A 17,577-nucleotide genomic window follows, 5' to 3' on the forward strand; every position below is an offset into this window, starting at 1 on the left:
TCAATAACCCGAGGACCAAGCCATGAGCATTCAGAAACCCGCTTCGACCACTGCACTGGTGTTGACACTGTTGGGCGCCGCCGCAATCGCTGGTGCCGGTGTACTGGACCCCGATTGCACCGCCCAAAAGGCCGCCAAGGGCGCCGCGGCCAAGGCGACCGTCGGGGTCGGCGGTCGCTGCTCGCCCGCCGAGGCCGCCAAGGACACCGCCAAGCGCGCGGCCGGCGGCGTGGGCAAGGGGGCGGTCAAACAGCCATCCTACAGTGCCCAAGGGGCGGCGAAAAAGGCCGTGAAATAGAGGGCTTAGGCCCTGTCGGGGCTCGACCTATCGACCCCGGGCAAGACCCTGGGGAACCGTTCGTAAAGATCATGAGCCCTTGACGCGCCTGACATCGGCGCACGGCATAAATTGGCCGACGCTCGCTACCCATCACCTTGCCCAATCTTCTGTATCACCGGAGCAACCCGCCCATGACGCCGCGTTCATTTGCCTTCTTATCTTTTTTCTGGCTCGGCCTGAGCGCGTTGCCGATCGGCCAGGCCGCCCCGCCCGAGTCGCCGGGCGCCGCCGCGGCCAAACCGAATATCATCGTCATCCTGGCCGATGACCTGGGCAATGCCGACCTGGGCTATCGCGGCAGCGATATCAAGACGCCGAACATCGACGCGCTCGCCCGCGACGGGGTGCGGCTGGAAAATTTCCACGGTATGCCGGTCTGTACCCCGGCGCGCGCCGCCTTGATGACCGGCCGCTATCCGATGCGCCAGGGCCTCCAGACGCTGGTGATCTTTCCCAACCACCGCTATGGCCTGCCCACCGACGAGCGGACCCTGCCGCAGGCGCTCAAGGCGGCCGGCTATGCGACCTATATGGTCGGCAAGTGGCACCTGGGCCATGCGGATAAGAAATTCTGGCCGCAGAACCGCGGCTTCGATCACTTCTACGGCAATACGGTCGGCGAGGTCGACTACTTCACCCACCAGCGCTCCGGCATCATCGACTGGCAGCGCGACGGCCAATTCATCGACGAGGAGGGCTATTACCTGGACCTCATCGGCAATGAGGCGGTCAAGATCATCGAGCAGCAGTCGAAGGACCAGCCGTTCTTCCTGTATTTCGCCTCGCTCGCCCCGCACGCGCCCTATCAGGCACCCAAGGCCGGGGAGGCCCGCTATGCCGACAGCATCGCGGACCCGACGCGCCGTACCTATGCTGCCATGATCTCCTCGCTGGACGAACAGGTGGGGCGGATCATCAAGGCATTGGATGACCGCGGGATGCGCGACAACACCCTGATCATTTTCTCCAGCGATAACGGCGGACCCCGCAGCGCGGTGGTTGCCAGCGGCGCGCATTCCCCGGCCGAGCGCGCGGCGAGCGGTGTCACCCAGGATGTGCTGCCGGCCAGCAACGGCGCACTGCGCGGCGGCAAGGGCAGCCTATATGAAGGCGGGGTGCGCGTTCCGACCATCTTCAACTGGCCGGCCCGGCTCCAGCCGCGGGTCGTTGATGCGCCGCTGCACATGGTCGATGTGATGCCCACCGCCCTGGCCCTGGCCGGCGCCCCCGCCAACCCAGCCGACAAGCCGCTCGACGGCAAGGACATCTGGGCGACCGTCGCCACCGGCCAGGCCTCGCCCCACGACGATATCCTGGTGAACGTCGAAGCCTTCCGCGGCGCCGTCATCAAGGGCCAGTGGAAGTTGGTAAAGGTCGCGCTGCTGCCGGGCAAGACTGAATTGTTTGACCTCAGCGCCGACCCGGGCGAGAAGACCAATCTGGCCGAGCAGAACCCGGAGGTCGTGCGCGACCTGGAGGCCCGGCTGCTCGCCTATGCCAAAGAGCAGAAGATGAGCGAGTGGCTCAAGGCGCAGCCTGACTACCTGGGCGCCCAGGGCCAGACCCTGTTCGACCCGGACTTCGACATCGACGACGGCGGGATGCCGCATCTGAAACCGGTTCTGCCGCAACCCTGAACGTGCCCTTTGCCACTGCCGGACGGGGCATTCGCCCCGTCCGAAACGATTTTTCCGGACCTGCCGGCTCGTATCAGCGGTCCGCAAGGCAATAGACGTTCGGGGCGAGGCGAATGCCCCGTCCCGCCCGAGCGGCGTAGGGTGCGCCGTGCGCACCGAGTGCGCGCAGCGACCTTGAGTCCGGGTCGCTGTGCCGTGGGGTCGATCGCTGGGCGGGGTGCCCGCCGCGCCCGCGATGTGCTAGCCTAGGCCACGGCACAGGTCAAACAGAGTGCAACATCATGCAGATCGAGCGCCGCGTCAGATTGTTCACCAAGGACCCGGTACCTGCCGAGGTCGACCTGTAGCGCCGACGTCATGACTGACTGGGTCTATCTGCTACCGTGTTGACCGACACTGACATCCGCGAAGCCGCCCGGCGCGTAACCGCCGCCGCTCACGCGCCCGTGAAGGTGATCCTCTTCGGTTCCTATGCCCGCGGCGATGCCGATGAAGGCTCCGACCTGGACCTGCTGTTGGTAGAGCGGGAGATCCCTGATTACGCGCAAGAATACCTACGCGTCCACAGAGCATTGGGCCAACTCGACATTGGAGTCGACCTGTTGCTCTTGTGCGAGGCCGACTTCGAGAGGCAGCGGGACTGGTGGACCACGCCGGTGTATTGGGCGACACGGGAAGGCAAGGTGCTCTATGAGTATGCATAGTGCGCAGGCGCAGTCGATGATGGCCGCGGGCTTACGTGATCGCCTCACATTACGCCTATTGCGCGACTCCGGTGAGGCACCTGTAGAAGTCATGGGCTTTCATGCCCAGCAGGCGTGCGAAAAGTTCATCAAAGCGGTGTTGGTGTTGCATGGCGTCATATTCGAGCGCACGCACGACCTGGCGCTGCTGTCATCGCTATGTGCCACCCATCGGATACTGGTCCCCGCCGATCTGGATGCATTGCGCATCCTCAATAGCTTCGCCGTCCGGTTCCGCTACGAGACCTGTTCCGTGCCGCTGTTTGACCAGTTACAGGCGACGGCCATGGTGGAAGAACTCAGAGAGTGGGCAGAACGGGAGCTTGCCGCTGCGCTGGACTAAGACCAGAAAGGCATATCAAGCCCGTGCGGGACGGGGGATTCCCCCCGTTCCAAACGCTTATTCCGTCGCGGACGGCCTTGATCAAGACCCCGGCCAAGCCGCACCGGCGAGCGCACGCGCGTAAGCCCGCTCCGGACGCTGGCAGCGCCGCACCCCAGTGTGGCGCGGCCTCGCGAGCGACCGCAGCGTGGCGTTCGGCGGATAGGCTGCGCCGCACTGGGGTGCGGCCCTCCCAGCGGCCGGAAATATGGTCAAGGCCGTCGCGGACCCTCGGCACGAGCCGGCGGGTCTGGGGAAAATGTTTCGGACGGGGCGAATGCCCCGTCCGGCCACAGAACAAAGAAGAATTTCACCATGTCAGATTCCCAGCATGAATGTGGCGGCGCTTAATCCTCACTGCCAACATCAAGCCCGGGGCGGACCAGTGAAGCCAGCCCGGGGTCAACTTAGAGAACGGAGAGACAAGCATGAAACTGAGCATACTGGCATTGATGTCGCTGCTGTCGGTCGTGGCGGGCGGGGCCATGGCGGCGGATGTGGGGCCGTCCGCGAAGGTGCCGGGCGTGGCGCCTCCCCCGCACGGCATGCCCGGCGCTGACCGCGATGCGCATGGGTGCATCGGTTCGGCGGGCTATTCGTGGTGCGCGCGCGAGAACAAGTGTGTCCGGCCATGGGAGCTGGCGAAAGACAAGGGGTTGGCCTCGACTGAGGCGGCCTTCGACGCCTACTGTACCGGGACCAGGTAGTAGCCCGCGTGAGGTGGAACGCGCAGCGGTACCGCCATCTTTGGCGTCGGCGCCATGGCGGATCGCCCTGCGGGCATCCGCCCTACCACCTTGTGGTTTGCGAGGCTTGCGCCAAGTGCATAGACAGATCCACGGGCACTGGGCTAGGTTGACCGTTACCCTGGGCCAAACGTGGCCGACCCCTCAGTTGCCGGAGATGCGCGAGTGTTGAAGATCAAGCCCCTGCTGTTGGCCGCCCTGTGCGGCCTCGTGCCCCCTGCGAGCCAGGCGGCAACCGCGACCCCGGACGACGGCTCGGTGCTGCCCTTCCCGCCGACCCCTTCGGCGAGCATCGCCGCCCCAACCCTTCAGGAATCGACGATGGTCCGTCGGGCGGCGCCGAACCACCTGCCCGCGGATGCGCCCAATATCCTGATCATCCTGCTCGATGACGTGGGTTTCGGCCTGCCTGATACCTACGGCGGCCCCATCCATACGCCGACCCTCTCGCGCATCGCCAATGCGGGTATCAGTTACAACGCCTTCCATACCACCGCGATCTGCTCACCAACCCGGGCGGCGCTGCTGACCGGACGCAACCACCAGCGGGTGGGCTCGGGGACCATTGCCGAACGCGCGGTGGATTGGGACGGCTATACGGGCGAGATCCCGCGGACCTCGGCCACGCTCGCCAAGGTGCTCGGCGACTATGGCTATGCGACCGCCGCCTTCGGCAAGTGGCACAACACCCCCGCCACCCAGACCACGGCCATGGGTCCCTTCACCCTCTGGCCGACCGGTGAGGGGATCGGCTTCGACTATTTCTATGGCTTCCTGGCCGGCGAGACCTCACAATGGGAGCCGCGGCTGGTCGAGAACCTCAATACGGTCGAGCCGCCCCACGATGTGCGCTATCACCTGAGCGAAGACCTGGCCGATCAGACGATCACGTGGCTGCGCAAGCACCGCGCCTTTGCCCCCGACAAGCCGTTCTTTGTGTATTGGGCGCCCGGTGCCGGACACGGCCCGCACCATATCTTCAAGGAGTGGGCGGACAAGTATAGGGGCCAATTCGACGCCGGCTGGGATCAACTGCGTGAGCGGACCTTCGCGCAACAAAAGGCGCTGGGCTGGATTCCCGCGGCAACGCAACTCACGCCGCGGACGGATAGCATGGCCGCCTGGGCAGACATTCCGGAGTCCGAGCGTCCATTCCAGCGGCGATTGATGGAGGTCTTCGCCGGGTTTGTGCAGCACGTCGACACCCAGGCGGGCCGGGTCATCGACGAGTTGGAGCGCCTGGGCCTGCGTGACAATACCATCGTCTTCTATGTCTTCGGTGACAACGGAGCGAGCGCGGAGGGCCAGCAGGGGAGCATCAGCGAGCTGTTGGCGCAGAACCAGATCCCCAATACTATTGCACAGCAGCTCGCCGCGCTGGATCAACTCGGCGGCCTGGACGCACTAGGCGGCCCCAAGGTGGACAACATCTATCACGCCGGCTGGGCCTGGGCGGGCGATACGCCGTTTCAGTACACCAAACTGATCGCCTCGCACTTCGGCGGCACCCGCAATCCGCTAGCCGTCTCCTGGCCGGCGCGCATCCAGCCCGATCGGACGCCGCGCCCTCAATTCCATCACGTCAATGACATAGTACCGACGATCTATGACCTCCTGCAGATAGTGCCGCCGCGGGTGGTCGACGGCTTCACGCAGGACCCGATCGACGGTACCAGCATGGTCTACACCTTCGCCGACCCCCAGGCCCCCGGCCGCAAGCTCACCCAGTATTTCGACAACAACGGCAGCCGCGGCCTCTATCAGGACGGCTGGTTTGCCTGTACCTTTGGTCCGCTCACACCCTGGCTCACCCTCAGTCCGGGGCTTGCGACCTGGGACGCGAACCAGGATCGCTGGGAGCTTTACAACCTCAAGACCGACTTTTCACAGGCCGCGAACCTGGCAGCGCAGGAGCCCGAGCGGCTGGGGGAGATGAAGGCGCTGTTCCTTGAGCAAGCGCGCGAGAACAAAGTATTTCCCATCGGCGCCGGTATCTGGTTGCGCCTGCATCCCGAGGACCGCATCACGACGCCCTATACCAGGTGGCAATTCGACGCGACCACGACCCGTATGCCGGAATTCACGGCGCCGGGCCTCGGCCGTGAGAGTAATCAGGTCAGCATCGAGGCCGTGCTGGGGCCGAACGCAACGGGTGTACTCTATGCCCTTGGCGGCGCCTCCGGCGGCTTGACGCTCTATATGGACCGGGGCCATTTGGTCTATGAGTACAACATGATGATCATCGAGCGCTATACGGCGCGTTCGGCGCAGAAGCTGGCGGCGGGCAGACACCGGATCGAGGTGGACACGACGATTGCCAAGCCCGGCGCCCCGGCGGAGGTGGTACTCAGCGTCGATGGCCAGGAGGTCGGTCGTACCACGGTCAAGCGCACAGTCCCGGCCGCCTTCACGGCGAGCGAAACCTTCGATGTGGGTACTGATCTGGGTTCACCGGTGTCGCTCGACTATTTCGATCGACGGCCCTTCGCCTTCGACGGGACCATCGACGCGGTCAAGGTCACCCTGAAGTAGCGAGCGTTGCTTCACCGTCTGCCGGAGCGGGATTGAACAGGTGCTCGCGGCGCGGCTGCCGTTGACCGTCCAGGAAGGCGTCGAAGACCTGGTCGAACTCACCGCGGGCCTGCTGCTGCCGGCTCAACAGGTTGCCGACCACCGCGCCGACCGCGAGCAGGGTGTTGCTCGCGGCCTGGTCCTCGTCGCGCATACGCTGCGCCAGGTCACGCAGGTGGGCGGCCTGCACCGCCCGGTCCTGAAAGCCGCCGAGGTTGTCGAGCAGGACCTTCAGTTGCTCGATCATGGTGCGCAGGGGTTCCAGGTCCGGGCGCAGGGCCGGGGGCAGCGCCCGTTGATAGGCATCGAATTCGAGCAGGTAGACATCCAGGTCACGGACGGGCCCGGTCACCTCCTGGAGCCAGGCGAATTCGGCCTTGAAGTGTGCCGCCAGCGGCGCCGGAAAGACCCCGCGGATCTGGCCCAGGGCGGAGCGGGTGCGGCGGGTCGCGACCCGCAGATCGTGCAGGAATTCGCAGTCCAGGTCGCCGTCGCCGCCGCGCGGGTCATGAAAGCGCGATTGCGCAAGTCGCAGCCGCGCGACCGTCTGGTGGTCCGCGTCTTGCATCAGGAGGCTGTGCGTCCGGGTCTCGATGCGCATCACGGGTAACAGGCGGCGGTGCTGCGTGATCCGCAGCAGCCGCTTGCGCACGGGTCCGGGCGGCAGGTCGGCCGCAAAGCCCGGCGCGGTGGGCGCGCGCTGCGCGAGGTCCCCATCCGGCGCGCTGAGGCCGTTCCAGATCAGCCGCGCGTGGCGCGGGGTGTGGCGCCATTGCAGGGTTGCGCCGGCGCGGTAGACGGCCCAGTCGAAGGTGTCGATGAAGGTCCGGCGCAGGTCCAGGACCGGCCCCGCCGCGAGGTGCCAACGGCCCTCTGCCAGGGAACTCAGGGCGATGGTTCGGGCCGGATCGGTAACCAGGTAGTCCAAGGTGGCGGTGCTCTTAAGCGCCTTTGGTTGCCCCGCGGTCGCGGGGGGCTTGCGGTGGCCCTGCGTTCGCGCGGGGTCAGGGTGCCTCGTCGGTCAGGGGCGCGGCGCCCATGGCGAACCGCTGGGCGTGCCGGTGCGGCCTGGCTGTCGAGGGCGGCATTATTACAAAAGCGCGGCGGCGGAGTAACCGCTGGCGAGGCGCCTCGTCTTGTTGGTACTCTCACTACTTTATTTGCGTACCTTGTCTGCGCAACCTGGGTTTGATCGGCCGCCTGGTCCCTGGCGCGGCCGGGCGCGCTGTCCCTGCGGTCAGGCTGAACCTGTCGGCGGGGTTGTGTTCTAACGCCGCCGTAGCCGCGGGCCCTGCCGGGCCGGGCTGATCGCCGCGCCGCGGTGGTCAGCCGCACGAACCTGGCGTGCGGCCCGGCGGCAGTGCGTCCCGTCGGCGGTCCGCGTTGCGGCTCGGCCAGTGCCGTCCCCCGCGGCCCCCGTAGTTCTGGCTTGGTTATTGCTTATTTTCCGGCAAGCCTTGTCTTTTCGCGGTGTGCCCCGAACAATTGAACAATCATGCCCCCGGTTGTCGGTGCGCCGGTCCGGTGGGCGAGAGCAGCATTCGAGAGAGGTTAAGCGTATGTCGATCTTCGAGCGTTACCAGGCCCGGTACGAGGCGTCCCGCGAGGAGGTCATGAGCCTGGATGACTATCTGCAACTGTGCAAATCCGATCGCAGCGCCTATGCCGGGGCGGCGGAGCGGCTGCTGCTGGCGATCGGTGAGCCGCGCCTGGTGGATACGCGCGACGACCCGCGTCTGAGCCGCATCTTTCAGAATAAGGTGCTGCGGCGCTATCCGGCCTTTCCGGAATTCTATGGGATGGAGGAGTCCATCGAGCAGCTCGTCTCCTATCTGCGGCATTCGGCCCAGGGGCTGGAGGAAAAGAAACAGATACTGTACCTGCTCGGTCCGGTGGGCGGCGGCAAGTCGTCGCTGGCGGAGAAGCTCAAGGAGTTGATGCAGGAGGTGCCTTTCTATGCCATCCAGGGCTCCCCGGTGTTCGAGTCGCCGTTGGGCCTGTTTTCGGCGGAAGAGGACGGCCCGATTCTGGAAGAGGACTACGGCATCCCCGCCCGCTATGTGCGCGGCATCATGTCCCCTTGGGCGGTGAAGCGTCTCCAGGAATACAAGGGCGACATCACCCAGTTCAAGGTGGTCAAGCTCTACCCCTCGATCCTGGAGCAGGTCGCCATCGCCAAGACCGAGCCGGGCGACGAGAACAACCAGGATATCTCATCCTTGGTGGGCAAGGTCGATATCCGTCAGTTGGAGCGCTTCGCCCAGCACGACGCGGATGCCTACAGCTATTCCGGGGCACTGTGCCGTTCCAACCAGGGCATTATGGAATTCGTGGAGATGTTCAAGGCGCCGATCAAGGTGCTGCATCCCTTGCTGACCGCCACCCAGGAGGGCAATTACAACGGCACCGAGGGCCTCTCGGCCCTGCCGTTTCAGGGCATCATCCTCGCCCATTCCAATGAATCGGAGTGGCAGACCTTTCGTAACAACAAGAACAACGAGGCCTTCCTCGACCGCGTCTTCATCGTCAAGGTGCCTTACTGCCTGCGGGTCAGCGATGAGGTGCAGATCTACGCCAAGCTGCTGCGCAACAGCTCGCTCGCCGCCGCCCCCTGCGCCCCCGGGACCCTGGAGATGATGGCCCAGTTCTCGACGCTGACCCGCATCAAGGAGCCCGAGAATTCAAATATCTTTTCCAAGATGCGGGTCTATGACGGCGAGAACCTCAAGGACACCGATCCCAAGGCCAAGTCGGTGCATGAGTATCGCGACTACGCGGGCGTGGACGAGGGCATGACCGGGATCTCGACCCGCTTCGCCTTCAAGATCCTGTCCCAGGTATTCAACTTCGACCACACCGAGGTGGCGGCCAACCCGGTCCATCTGCTGTATGTGCTGGAGAAGCAGATCGCCCGTGAGCAACTGCCCCCCGAGACCCAGGAGCGCTACTTCAGCTATCTCAAGCAGTACCTGGCACCGCGCTACGCGGAATTCATCGGCAAGGAGTTGCAGACCGCCTATCTGGAGTCCTACGCCGAGTATGGTCAGAACATCTTCGACCGCTACGTGACCTATGCCGACTACTGGATCCAGGATCAGGAATATCGCGATCCCGACACCGGCGAGATGATGAATCGCGGCGGCCTGAATGAGGAGCTGGAGAAGATCGAAAAGCCGGCCGGCATTTCCAACCCCAAGGACTTTCGCAACGAGATCGTCAACTTCGTGCTGCGGGCGCGCGCCAACAACGGTGGCGCCAATCCCCGCTGGACCAGCTACGAGAAACTGCGCGTGGTGATCGAAAAGAAGATGTTCTCCAATACCGAGGAACTGCTGCCGGTGATTTCCTTCAATGCCAAGGCCTCGGTGGATGACCAAAAGAAGCATGATCAGTTCGTCGACCGCATGACCGACAAGGGCTACACCGCCAAGCAGGTGCGTCTGCTGTCGGAGTGGTACCTGCGGGTGCGCAAGGCGCAATAGGTGCGGCGCGGTCGGCGGGCGGTCCGGGAGCGGCGCAGCCGGCGTCCCGGCCCCCGCCCCGCGCGGCGGTGCGGATGACGCGCCCGACCTCGTCGGGCCAGCAGGTGGCGGAGCGGAATCACCCCATGTCCCATTTCATCGACAGGCGTCTGAACGGCAAGAACAAGAGTGCGGTCAACCGCGCGCGCTTCATCAAGCGCTATAAGACGCAACTCAAACGCGCGGTGGCCGACGCGGTGAACAAGCGCAGCATCACCGACATCGACTCCGGTGAGCAGGTGGGGATCCCCTCACGCGACATCTCCGAGCCGGTCTTTCACCACGGCCCCGGCGGTACCCGGGATATGGTCCACCCCGGTAACCGTGATTTCATGAGCGGGGACCAGATCGAGCGGCCGCCGGGCGGGGCGGGCGGCGGGTCCGGCCAGGGCAAGGCCGGGAAGGGCGGCAAGGGGGAGGACGAGTTCATCTTCGACCTCTCCCGTGAGGAGTTCATGGATCTGCTCTTCGACGACCTGGAACTGCCCAATCTGGTGCGAAATCAATTGCTGGGCAGCACCGAGTTCAAGACCATCCGCGCCGGTTACCGCACCGATGGGGCGCCCGCCAACATCGACGTGGTCCGCTCGCTGAAGGGCGCCATTGCACGGCGCACGGCCCTGGGCGGTCCCTACCGCGCCCGCATCCGCGAGTTGGAAGAGGAACTGGCGGCGCTGCTCGCCGCGGGAGCGGCGTTGGATGACATTCGCGTCCTGGCCTTGGGCGAGGAGATCGAGCGGCAGCGCGCGCGCATCGCGGCACTGCCGTTCATCGATACCTTCGACCTGCGCTATCAGGGCTTCGTCAAGCAGCCCGAGCCGACCAGCAAGGCGGTGATGGTCTGCATCATGGACGTGTCCGGGTCCATGGACCAGGTGCGCAAGAACCTGGCCAAGCGGTTTTTCATCCTGCTGTACCTGTTCCTCAAGCGCAACTACGATCGCATCGAGGTGGTCTTCATCCGCCACCACACCGTGGCCCAGGAGGTCGACGAACAGGAGTTCTTCTACTCCCGCGAGACCGGCGGCACCGTGGTTTCGAGCGCCCTCGATCTGACCTATGAGGTACTGCGCGAGCGTTATGATTCCAGCGTCTGGAATATCTATGCCGCCCAGGCCTCGGACGGCGACAACTGGGACTCCGACTCCGCGGTGTGCCGTGACCTGCTGGGCGCCAAGCTCCTGCCGTTGATGCGCTACTTCGCCTATGTGGAGATCACCCCACGCCAGCACCAGAGCCTCTGGTATGCCTATCAGGAGGTGGCCGCGGCCCACCCGCATTTTGCGATGCGCGAGATCGCCGGGGCCGACGATATCTTTCCCGTGTTCCGGGATCTGTTCAAGAGGCAGGCGGCATGACCAGTCGAATCATCTCGGACTCCTCCGAATGGACCTTTGCGCTGTTGGAGCGCTTTGATCGCGAGCTGGGCACGCTCGCCCACAACGTCTACGGGCTCGACACCTACGCCAACCAGATCGAGGTGATCGGCTCCGAGCAGATGATCGACGCCTATTCCTCGGTCGGACTCCCCATCAACTACAATCACTGGTCGTTCGGCAAGCAGTTCGTCAGTACCGAGCAGACCTATCGCCGCGGCCAGATGGGGCTTGCCTATGAGATCGTGATCAACTCCGACCCCTGCATTGCCTATCTCATGGAAGAGAATACCCTGCCGATGCAGGCCCTGGTCATCGCGCACGCCTGTTACGGCCACAACAGTTTCTTCAAGGGCAACTACCTGTTCCGTGCCTGGACCAGCGCCGACGCGATCATCGATTACCTGGTGTTTGCCCGCAAGTATATCGCCAGTTGCGAGGAGCGTTATGGCGAGGCCGAGGTGGAGCTGCTGCTCGATTCCTGCCACGCCCTTATGAATCATGGAGTTGATCGCTACAAGCGGCCGGCCCCGCTCTCGCTCGCGGAGGAGCAGCGGCGCCAGGGCGAGCGCGCGGACTATCTCCAGTCCCAGGTCAACGACCTGTGGCGTACCATCCCGACCCATGACGCCGACGGGGTGACGCAGGGTGACTCCCGGTGGCCCCCGGAGCCGCAGGAGAATCTGCTCTATTTCATTGAAAAGAACGCCCCGCTGCTGGAACCCTGGCAGCGCGAGATCGTGCGGATCGTGCGCAAGGTTAGCCAGTATTTTTATCCGCAGCGCCAGACCCAGGTGATGAACGAGGGGTGGGCGACCTTCTGGCATTTCACCCTGATCAATCGTCTCTACGATGAGGGCTTCGTCAGCGACGGGTTCATGCTGGAGTTTCTCCAATCGCATACCGGGGTGGTGTTTCAGCCGCCGTTCGACGCCCCCTACTACAACGGCATCAATCCCTATGCCCTGGGCTTCGCGATGATGCGCGACCTCCGGCGCATCTGTGAGTCGCCGACCGCGGAGGACCGCGAGTGGTTTCCGGACATCGCCGGCGGGGATTGGCTCAAGGTGCTGGATTTCGCGATGCGCAACTTCAAGGACGAGAGCTTCATCGCCCAATACCTGTCCCCGCACCTGATCAGGGAATTGCACCTGTTTGCGGTCCGTGACGACGACCGGGAGGAGACCATCGCGGTCACCGCGATCCACGAGGAGCGCGGCTACCGGGCACTGCGTCAGTCGCTGGCGGAGCAGTACAATCTCGGCACCCGGGAGCCGAACATCCAGGTCTACAGTGTCGATCGGCGCGGTGATCGGTCGCTGCTGTTGCGCCATTTCCGGCACAACCGGCGTCCCCTGGCCGCGTCCGCCGACGAGGTGCTGCGCCATGTCCGGCGGCTGTGGGGGTTCACGGTGCGGATGGAGGCCGTCGACGAGCAGGGGCGCGTCCAATTGGTCGGCGAGGTATGACTTCACGGACCGGCCGAGATCCGGTTAGAATTGGGCGTTGGCGGACGCCAGAAATCGTGCTGCCTTTTTTGAGTCTGAAGTCTTTGCGGGAGACGGAGATGGCTTGGTTTCGCTTCTTCGGGCACCTGTTGCTCCCCCTGGCCCTGCTGTCCCTCGGCCTCCCCCTGCGGTCGGCGGCGGGCGAGGCGGCGGGCAGCGCTGCGGCCGCGGACCCCCTGCTGCGGGCGACGCTCGAGTCCATTCGCGAGCAGGGGCCCGTGACCATTGGCGGCGTGCCGCTTGAATCCGGACGCTTCTTGGCGGAATTCTATGGTGCCCGCGGCTTCCGTCCGGCCTGGGACAGCGCCCAGCGGGTCGGGGCCCTGCTGAGCGCGGTCGAGGAGTGCCCGGCCGATGGTCTCGACCCCGCCGATTACCACCTCGCCGTGCTGCGCCGACTCAGCAAGCCGGACGCGCTGCTGTCCTTGACGCCGGCGCAGCGCCTGGGTGCGGACCTCCAGTTGAGCGACGCCCTGCTGCGCTACAGTTTTCATATCCGCTTCGGACGCCTGGACCCGGTCGCCGTCAATCGCGCCTGGAATCACCGCGGGGCCGTCCCCGCGCAGACCCTGATCGACTCCATGGAGCGCGTGGTGGCGGCCGAAGATACGCGGTCCGCACTGGGTGAACTCGCCCATCAGCCCTTTTTCTACAACAATCTGAAGCGGGCACTACGCGAGCACGGAGGGTCCGCCGATCCGTTGCGCACCCTGGTGCCGATCCCCGCGGGGCGCAGACTGGTGCAGGGCAACCGCGATCCGCGGGTGGTTTCAGTGCGTGAGCACCTGCGTGCCCACGGCGAGTACGGGCCGACGGCGCCGGATGCCCCGGACCTGTTCGACGCGGAACTGCGTGAGGCCCTGATGAGGTTCCAGCGGCGCTTTGCCCTGCCCGCGGATGGGGCCCTGGGCGCGCGCACGGTGGCCGCGCTCAACCAACCACTCGGCGGCGGCAAGGTCGAGCAGATCCGGATGAACCTGGAGCGGATGCGTTGGCTCTACGACGAACTGCCCGGCGACTATGTGTTCGTGGACGTCGGGGGCTTCATGGCCCATGTGGTGCGCGCCGGTCAAGTTGATTGGAGTACGCGCGTCGTCGTCGGTACCCGGGAGGCGCAGACGCCGAGCTTTCGGGACGAGATGGAACATGTGGTGTTCAATCCGACCTGGACCGTGCCCCCGTCGATCCAGAAAAAGATGCGTGGCGTTTCATCGAAATTCAGGGTCTTGGACCGGCGCACCGGGCGGGCGGCGGGCGGCGCCAATGTCGCCGATTACCGGCGGGTCAGCATCGTCCAGCCGCCCGGTCCGAGCAACGCCCTGGGACGCGTCAAGTTCATCTTTCCGAACGACCAGGCGGTCTATCTGCACGACACCCAAAGCAAGGGACTCTTCAGCCAGTCGGTACGCGCCTACAGCCACGGTTGCGTGCGGGTGCAGAATCCCCTGAAACTGGCCGAGGTGATCCTGAATCTGAAGCGCCCGGCGTGGGACCAGCACGAAATCGGCCGCGTGGTGGCCTCCAACAAGACCCGCTACGTTCCGCTCGAGGATCGGCTCCCCGTGCTGCTTTATTATCTGACCGCCAAGGCGGATGAGAACGGCAGGCTCGAGTTCCGTCCCGACATCTATGGGCGGGACCCGGCCCTGCGTCGCGCCCTCAACGGCCCGCCGAGTGAACTGCGGATCGGCTTCGCCGCGCCATCGCCCCTGGTGGACCCGGAGGCGGTGCAGACCGCTGGTCCGCAGCAGCCCGCCGGGACCCAAGTGCCCGCGCCGGTCACCGGGAACCCGCCGGCACCGCCCGCGGGTCCTGGCCCGGGTGTCACCCTGACCCAGGGCGCGCCCGCCGCACGGGGCCTGTCCCTCGACCTGCCCCCCGCGCCCGTGTCGAGCATCCCTGAGATCGGTGCGCCGCCCACCCGCCTTTAGTACCGCGTGATGCAAGTGCCCGGACCATTGGCCGCGCCGCTGCCGTCGGGGGCACCCTGGCGCCCTCCGCGACCCTGACTGCACCGCTCGGGCGCACCCCCTCTCTCAAGGTGCGCGCGGCGCACCCTACGCCAATCTTCTGAGTCATTGCACCTGCTGTCCGGCCTCATCGGCGGCGGCCCGCGGCGCCGAGGCTTCTGCCTTCAGCCTCCTGACGGTATGGTGAAAACCTGATCCCGCTCACGGATCGCCCATCACTCCTGCCTTGACAATGCCTGGGCATCGATCCCGTCACACTGTCCGGCTGGCCGCCCTGGTATAGGTCTAGCGGTTCGTGTCGATTTCTTAACATCCCTCTGTGCCCGCGCTCCCCCGGGCTGGCGACACGACCCCGGGGTATGTCAAGCGCGGTTCGTCTCCGACCCGCGAAGGGGGCAAGACCATGAATCGGAACCGTACCATGACGCGCAAATTCGGCCATTTCTTCCTGCTGTTGTTACTGAAGCTCCTGATGCCCTTCGGCTGCGCCCAGGCCGACGACACCAATTCCAAGACCAGCGGTCCGCTTAAACAGGTGGTCCAGCCGGACCAGGACTTCGGCTTCAGCGCCGAACAGGACCTCTGGGTCGAGGTCAGCGTGAACGATCTGGAAGGGGCTCCCGCGGGGATGCGCACCGTCGAGGTCCTGGAGCCGGTTGAGGGCGTGGACGGCGAGTACCGGGTGATCGACCGCGGCCTGACCGACGACTGGGGCAATTTCGACCGCAAGATCCAGGTCCCAAGCTCGGTGAAGAACCTCATGATCCGGGTCGGCGTATTGGGGATCGACAATGCCGCCCTGGTGCCGGTCGACGCCACCCACACCCTTCACCACGAGTTCGGTTGATCGGCAGGTAACGAGTCAAGAACAAGTTAAACACGACACAATCGTTGTCGTTGTCGTAGTCGTAGTCGGGGAAGCGCTGCAATTTGGCGTGCGGGACAATCCGGGGCGCTACGATAACCTCGATTACGACAACGACAACGACAACGACAACGACGCGACAAGCAGTCCCTAATGGACGTGTTTGACTTATCAGTGAGCCATTCCTAAGCGGCAACGGTACACACCAAATGAAGAGCCTCTATCACGCACCTGCCCGCCCCGCCGTCCTCGCGGCGGTCTGCGCCGCGACCCTGGCCGCCGCCGCCCCGGCGGGGGCGGTCCAGTATCGCTTCCTGTTCGGCAACGGTGGCCCGGCCGCCTTTCAGGCCAATTACGATGGTCAGGGGATCCCGAAGAAAATGGACCTGACCCAACAGCCGGTCCGGGCCGAGTTGATGGATCGTATCAACCTGACGCTGCCCGAGCGCAAAGACGTCCGGGTCAGCGGGGCCACTGCCCTGATCGCCGACAGCGAGTCCTCCACCCTGAACCTCCTGAAGGACGCGGACATCTGGGTGACCTTCCTGCATGAGGGTGCCGGATACCGCAACGCCTTCGGCTTTTACCAGTACCCCGCCGCCGGCCCGCCCAGCGACCGCGATGCCGTCGACTATGTGGTGGTGTGGCCCAACGCCTCCTATTCCACCAGCGGCGGCAATGCCCGCGGGCTCAAGACGGGCCAGCAGGTTTTCCTCGGACGCTTCACGGCCGGGACCAAGATCGGGTTCTTCCTGATGGCCGACGGCTTCGATGGGACCAACGGGGTGTTCGAGCGTTATCCAGGCTGGGTCTGGCACAGTCTGCAGAACCTCAACATGGAAACCGACCCCCTGTTACGGCCTCACGTCATCATGCTGCGTGACGAGACCAATCAGCAGTTGATCCTGGGTTTCGAGGACATCAACCGGCAGAGCACCGGTTGCGATCAGGACTTCAACGACGTGCTGTTCAGTATCCAGGCCAATCCCTATGAGGCGATTGCCACGGAGAAGATCGGCGAGTTGGTCGACCCCAACGACAGCGACAAGGACGGGGTGATGAACTCGGACGACGACTACCCGCAGGACCCCTTGCGTGCTCTGCGGGTGACCTACCCCAGCGACAAGACCCGCGCCCAGTTGGCCTTCGAGGACCTCTGGCCCATGGAGGGCGACTACGATATGAATGACCTGGTGTTTGCCTACACCCTCACCGAAGTGCGCGATGCCGCCGGCAATATCAAGGATGTGGAGGGTAACTTCCAGGTCAAGGCGCGCGGGTCAGCCTATTCCCACGGTTTTGGGATCAACTTCCCCAAGCTACTGCCCGCGGACCTGGAGAGCGCCGCCTTGTGGGTCGATGGTCAGCCCAGCGTGCCGCTGGTGAGCGAGCCGGGCCAGCACGGCCTGACCCTGGTGCTGCTCGACGACAGCAAGAAGATCGCCAACAGCAACCCGGGCAGCCGTACCTGTTACACGGTCAAGTTCAACGCGGACCGCAACTGTCCCGAGGTCAAGGGGCCGACTATTCACTTCCGCGCCACCTTCAAGAACGCACTCACCCGCGAAACGCTCGGCTCCGCCCCCTACAACCCCTTCATCTACATCACTGGCGACCGGTTGCGGGAGACCCATCTGGCCGATCACCCGCCGACCGATAAGTACAAGGGCTGGCTCTTCGGCTGGGGGCAGGAGGGCAGCGACCCGGCCATCGGCCGCTTTTACAAGACCAAAGGCGGGCTGCCCTGGGCGATCAACCTGCCGTTGGAGTGGCAGCAACCCCTGGAGAAGCGCCCGGTCAATGCGTGTTATCCGGCCTTCGTGAGCTGGGTCAACAGCAGTGGCGCCGAGGATGCGGACTGGTACCGGCATCCGGTGGCTGGTTGCGTCTTCCCCGATCCTGCGCCGCAGTGACCTGG

13 protein-coding genes are annotated in these 17,577 nt (G+C 64.8%); 12 read left to right on the forward strand and 1 reads right to left on the reverse strand.

Features of this window, described 5'->3' with window-relative positions:
• Positions 1 to 22 precede the first annotated feature (22 nt).
• From THSYN_RS07060 to THSYN_RS07085, 6 genes are all read left to right on the forward strand, one after another.
• A complete protein-coding gene (locus THSYN_RS07060) occupies positions 23 to 298 on the forward strand; it encodes a hypothetical protein (RefSeq protein ID WP_216644706.1) in 276 nt (91 codons plus the stop codon).
• 173 nt (positions 299 to 471) lie between these two features.
• Positions 472 to 1,977 carry an arylsulfatase B gene (locus tag THSYN_RS07065; protein WP_100918511.1) on the forward strand — a complete coding sequence of 502 codons (1,506 nt, stop codon included), beginning with the start codon at positions 472 to 474 and terminating at the stop codon, positions 1,975 to 1,977.
• Positions 1,978 to 2,363: 386 nt separating this feature from the next.
• Positions 2,364 to 2,681, forward strand: a complete 318-nt coding sequence (locus THSYN_RS07070) for a nucleotidyltransferase domain-containing protein (RefSeq protein ID WP_216644707.1) — start codon at positions 2,364 to 2,366, stop codon at positions 2,679 to 2,681.
• On the forward strand, positions 2,674 to 3,063 hold the full coding sequence (locus tag THSYN_RS07075; RefSeq protein ID WP_157817506.1) for a HEPN domain-containing protein: 390 nt from the start codon (positions 2,674 to 2,676) through the stop codon (positions 3,061 to 3,063). Before THSYN_RS07070 ends, THSYN_RS07075 begins: the two co-directional genes overlap by 8 nt.
• 467 nt (positions 3,064 to 3,530) lie before the next feature.
• Positions 3,531 to 3,809 (forward strand): peptidase, encoded by a 279-nt coding sequence (locus THSYN_RS07080; RefSeq protein WP_100918514.1) that lies wholly within the window; start codon positions 3,531 to 3,533, stop codon positions 3,807 to 3,809.
• A 204-nt stretch (positions 3,810 to 4,013) separates the two neighbouring features.
• Entirely contained in the window at positions 4,014 to 6,380 is a 2,367-nt protein-coding gene (locus THSYN_RS07085; protein ID WP_216644708.1) for an arylsulfatase, read from the forward strand.
• On the opposite strand, the gene THSYN_RS36815 is transcribed toward THSYN_RS07085, so the two are convergent.
• Positions 6,367 to 7,347: a CHAD domain-containing protein gene (locus THSYN_RS36815; RefSeq protein WP_261341378.1), complete on the reverse strand. Its 981-nt coding sequence runs from the start codon at positions 7,345 to 7,347 to the stop codon at positions 6,367 to 6,369. The genes THSYN_RS07085 and THSYN_RS36815 overlap by 14 nt on opposite strands.
• A gap of 631 nt (positions 7,348 to 7,978) precedes the next feature.
• Here THSYN_RS36815 and THSYN_RS07095 point away from each other — a divergent pair.
• The 6 genes from THSYN_RS07095 (at position 7,979) to THSYN_RS07120 (ending at position 17,572) form a co-directional block, all read left to right on the forward strand.
• Positions 7,979 to 9,901: a PrkA family serine protein kinase gene (locus tag THSYN_RS07095; RefSeq protein ID WP_100918515.1), complete on the forward strand. Its 1,923-nt coding sequence runs from the start codon at positions 7,979 to 7,981 to the stop codon at positions 9,899 to 9,901.
• A 125-nt stretch (positions 9,902 to 10,026) separates the two neighbouring features.
• Positions 10,027 to 11,298, forward strand: a complete 1,272-nt coding sequence (locus THSYN_RS07100; RefSeq protein ID WP_100922331.1) for a YeaH/YhbH family protein — start codon at positions 10,027 to 10,029, stop codon at positions 11,296 to 11,298.
• Positions 11,295 to 12,785 (forward strand): SpoVR family protein, encoded by a 1,491-nt coding sequence (locus THSYN_RS07105; protein WP_100918516.1) that lies wholly within the window; start codon positions 11,295 to 11,297, stop codon positions 12,783 to 12,785. The genes THSYN_RS07100 and THSYN_RS07105 overlap by 4 nt, the downstream gene beginning before the upstream one ends.
• 98 nt (positions 12,786 to 12,883) lie before the next feature.
• Positions 12,884 to 14,755, forward strand: a complete 1,872-nt coding sequence (locus THSYN_RS07110; protein ID WP_100918517.1) for a L,D-transpeptidase family protein — start codon at positions 12,884 to 12,886, stop codon at positions 14,753 to 14,755.
• A 460-nt stretch (positions 14,756 to 15,215) separates the two neighbouring features.
• Complete coding sequence (locus THSYN_RS07115; RefSeq protein WP_100918518.1) at positions 15,216 to 15,641, forward strand: hypothetical protein; 426 nt, start codon at positions 15,216 to 15,218, stop codon at positions 15,639 to 15,641.
• A gap of 227 nt (positions 15,642 to 15,868) precedes the next feature.
• The gene (locus THSYN_RS07120) at positions 15,869 to 17,572 is read left to right on the forward strand and encodes an LruC domain-containing protein (RefSeq protein ID WP_100918519.1); all 1,704 of its coding nucleotides are present in this window, start codon (positions 15,869 to 15,871) and stop codon (positions 17,570 to 17,572) included.
• The last annotated feature ends 5 nt before the right edge of the window (positions 17,573 to 17,577 follow it).

The sequence above is a fragment of the Candidatus Thiodictyon syntrophicum genome, assembly GCF_002813775.1.
Lineage (GTDB): Bacteria > Pseudomonadota > Gammaproteobacteria > Chromatiales > Chromatiaceae > Thiodictyon > Thiodictyon syntrophicum.

What these genes read in the sequence shown, in the direction of transcription:
- THSYN_RS07060 (WP_216644706.1), top strand. Translation starts at nt 23, where the DNA reads ATGAGCATTCAGAAACCCGCTTCGACCACTGCACTGGTGTTGACACTG.
- THSYN_RS07065 (WP_100918511.1), top strand. Translation starts at nt 472, where the DNA reads ATGACGCCGCGTTCATTTGCCTTCTTATCTTTTTTCTGGCTCGGCCTG.
- THSYN_RS07075 (WP_157817506.1), top strand. Translation starts at nt 2,674, where the DNA reads ATGCATAGTGCGCAGGCGCAGTCGATGATGGCCGCGGGCTTACGTGAT.
- THSYN_RS07080 (WP_100918514.1), top strand. Translation starts at nt 3,531, where the DNA reads ATGAAACTGAGCATACTGGCATTGATGTCGCTGCTGTCGGTCGTGGCG.
- THSYN_RS07095 (WP_100918515.1), top strand. Translation starts at nt 7,979, where the DNA reads ATGTCGATCTTCGAGCGTTACCAGGCCCGGTACGAGGCGTCCCGCGAG.
- THSYN_RS07100 (WP_100922331.1), top strand. Translation starts at nt 10,027, where the DNA reads ATGTCCCATTTCATCGACAGGCGTCTGAACGGCAAGAACAAGAGTGCG.
- THSYN_RS07105 (WP_100918516.1), top strand. Translation starts at nt 11,295, where the DNA reads ATGACCAGTCGAATCATCTCGGACTCCTCCGAATGGACCTTTGCGCTG.
- THSYN_RS07110 (WP_100918517.1), top strand. Translation starts at nt 12,884, where the DNA reads ATGGCTTGGTTTCGCTTCTTCGGGCACCTGTTGCTCCCCCTGGCCCTG.
- THSYN_RS07115 (WP_100918518.1), top strand. Translation starts at nt 15,216, where the DNA reads ATGACGCGCAAATTCGGCCATTTCTTCCTGCTGTTGTTACTGAAGCTC.
- THSYN_RS07120 (WP_100918519.1), top strand. Translation starts at nt 15,869, where the DNA reads ATGAAGAGCCTCTATCACGCACCTGCCCGCCCCGCCGTCCTCGCGGCG.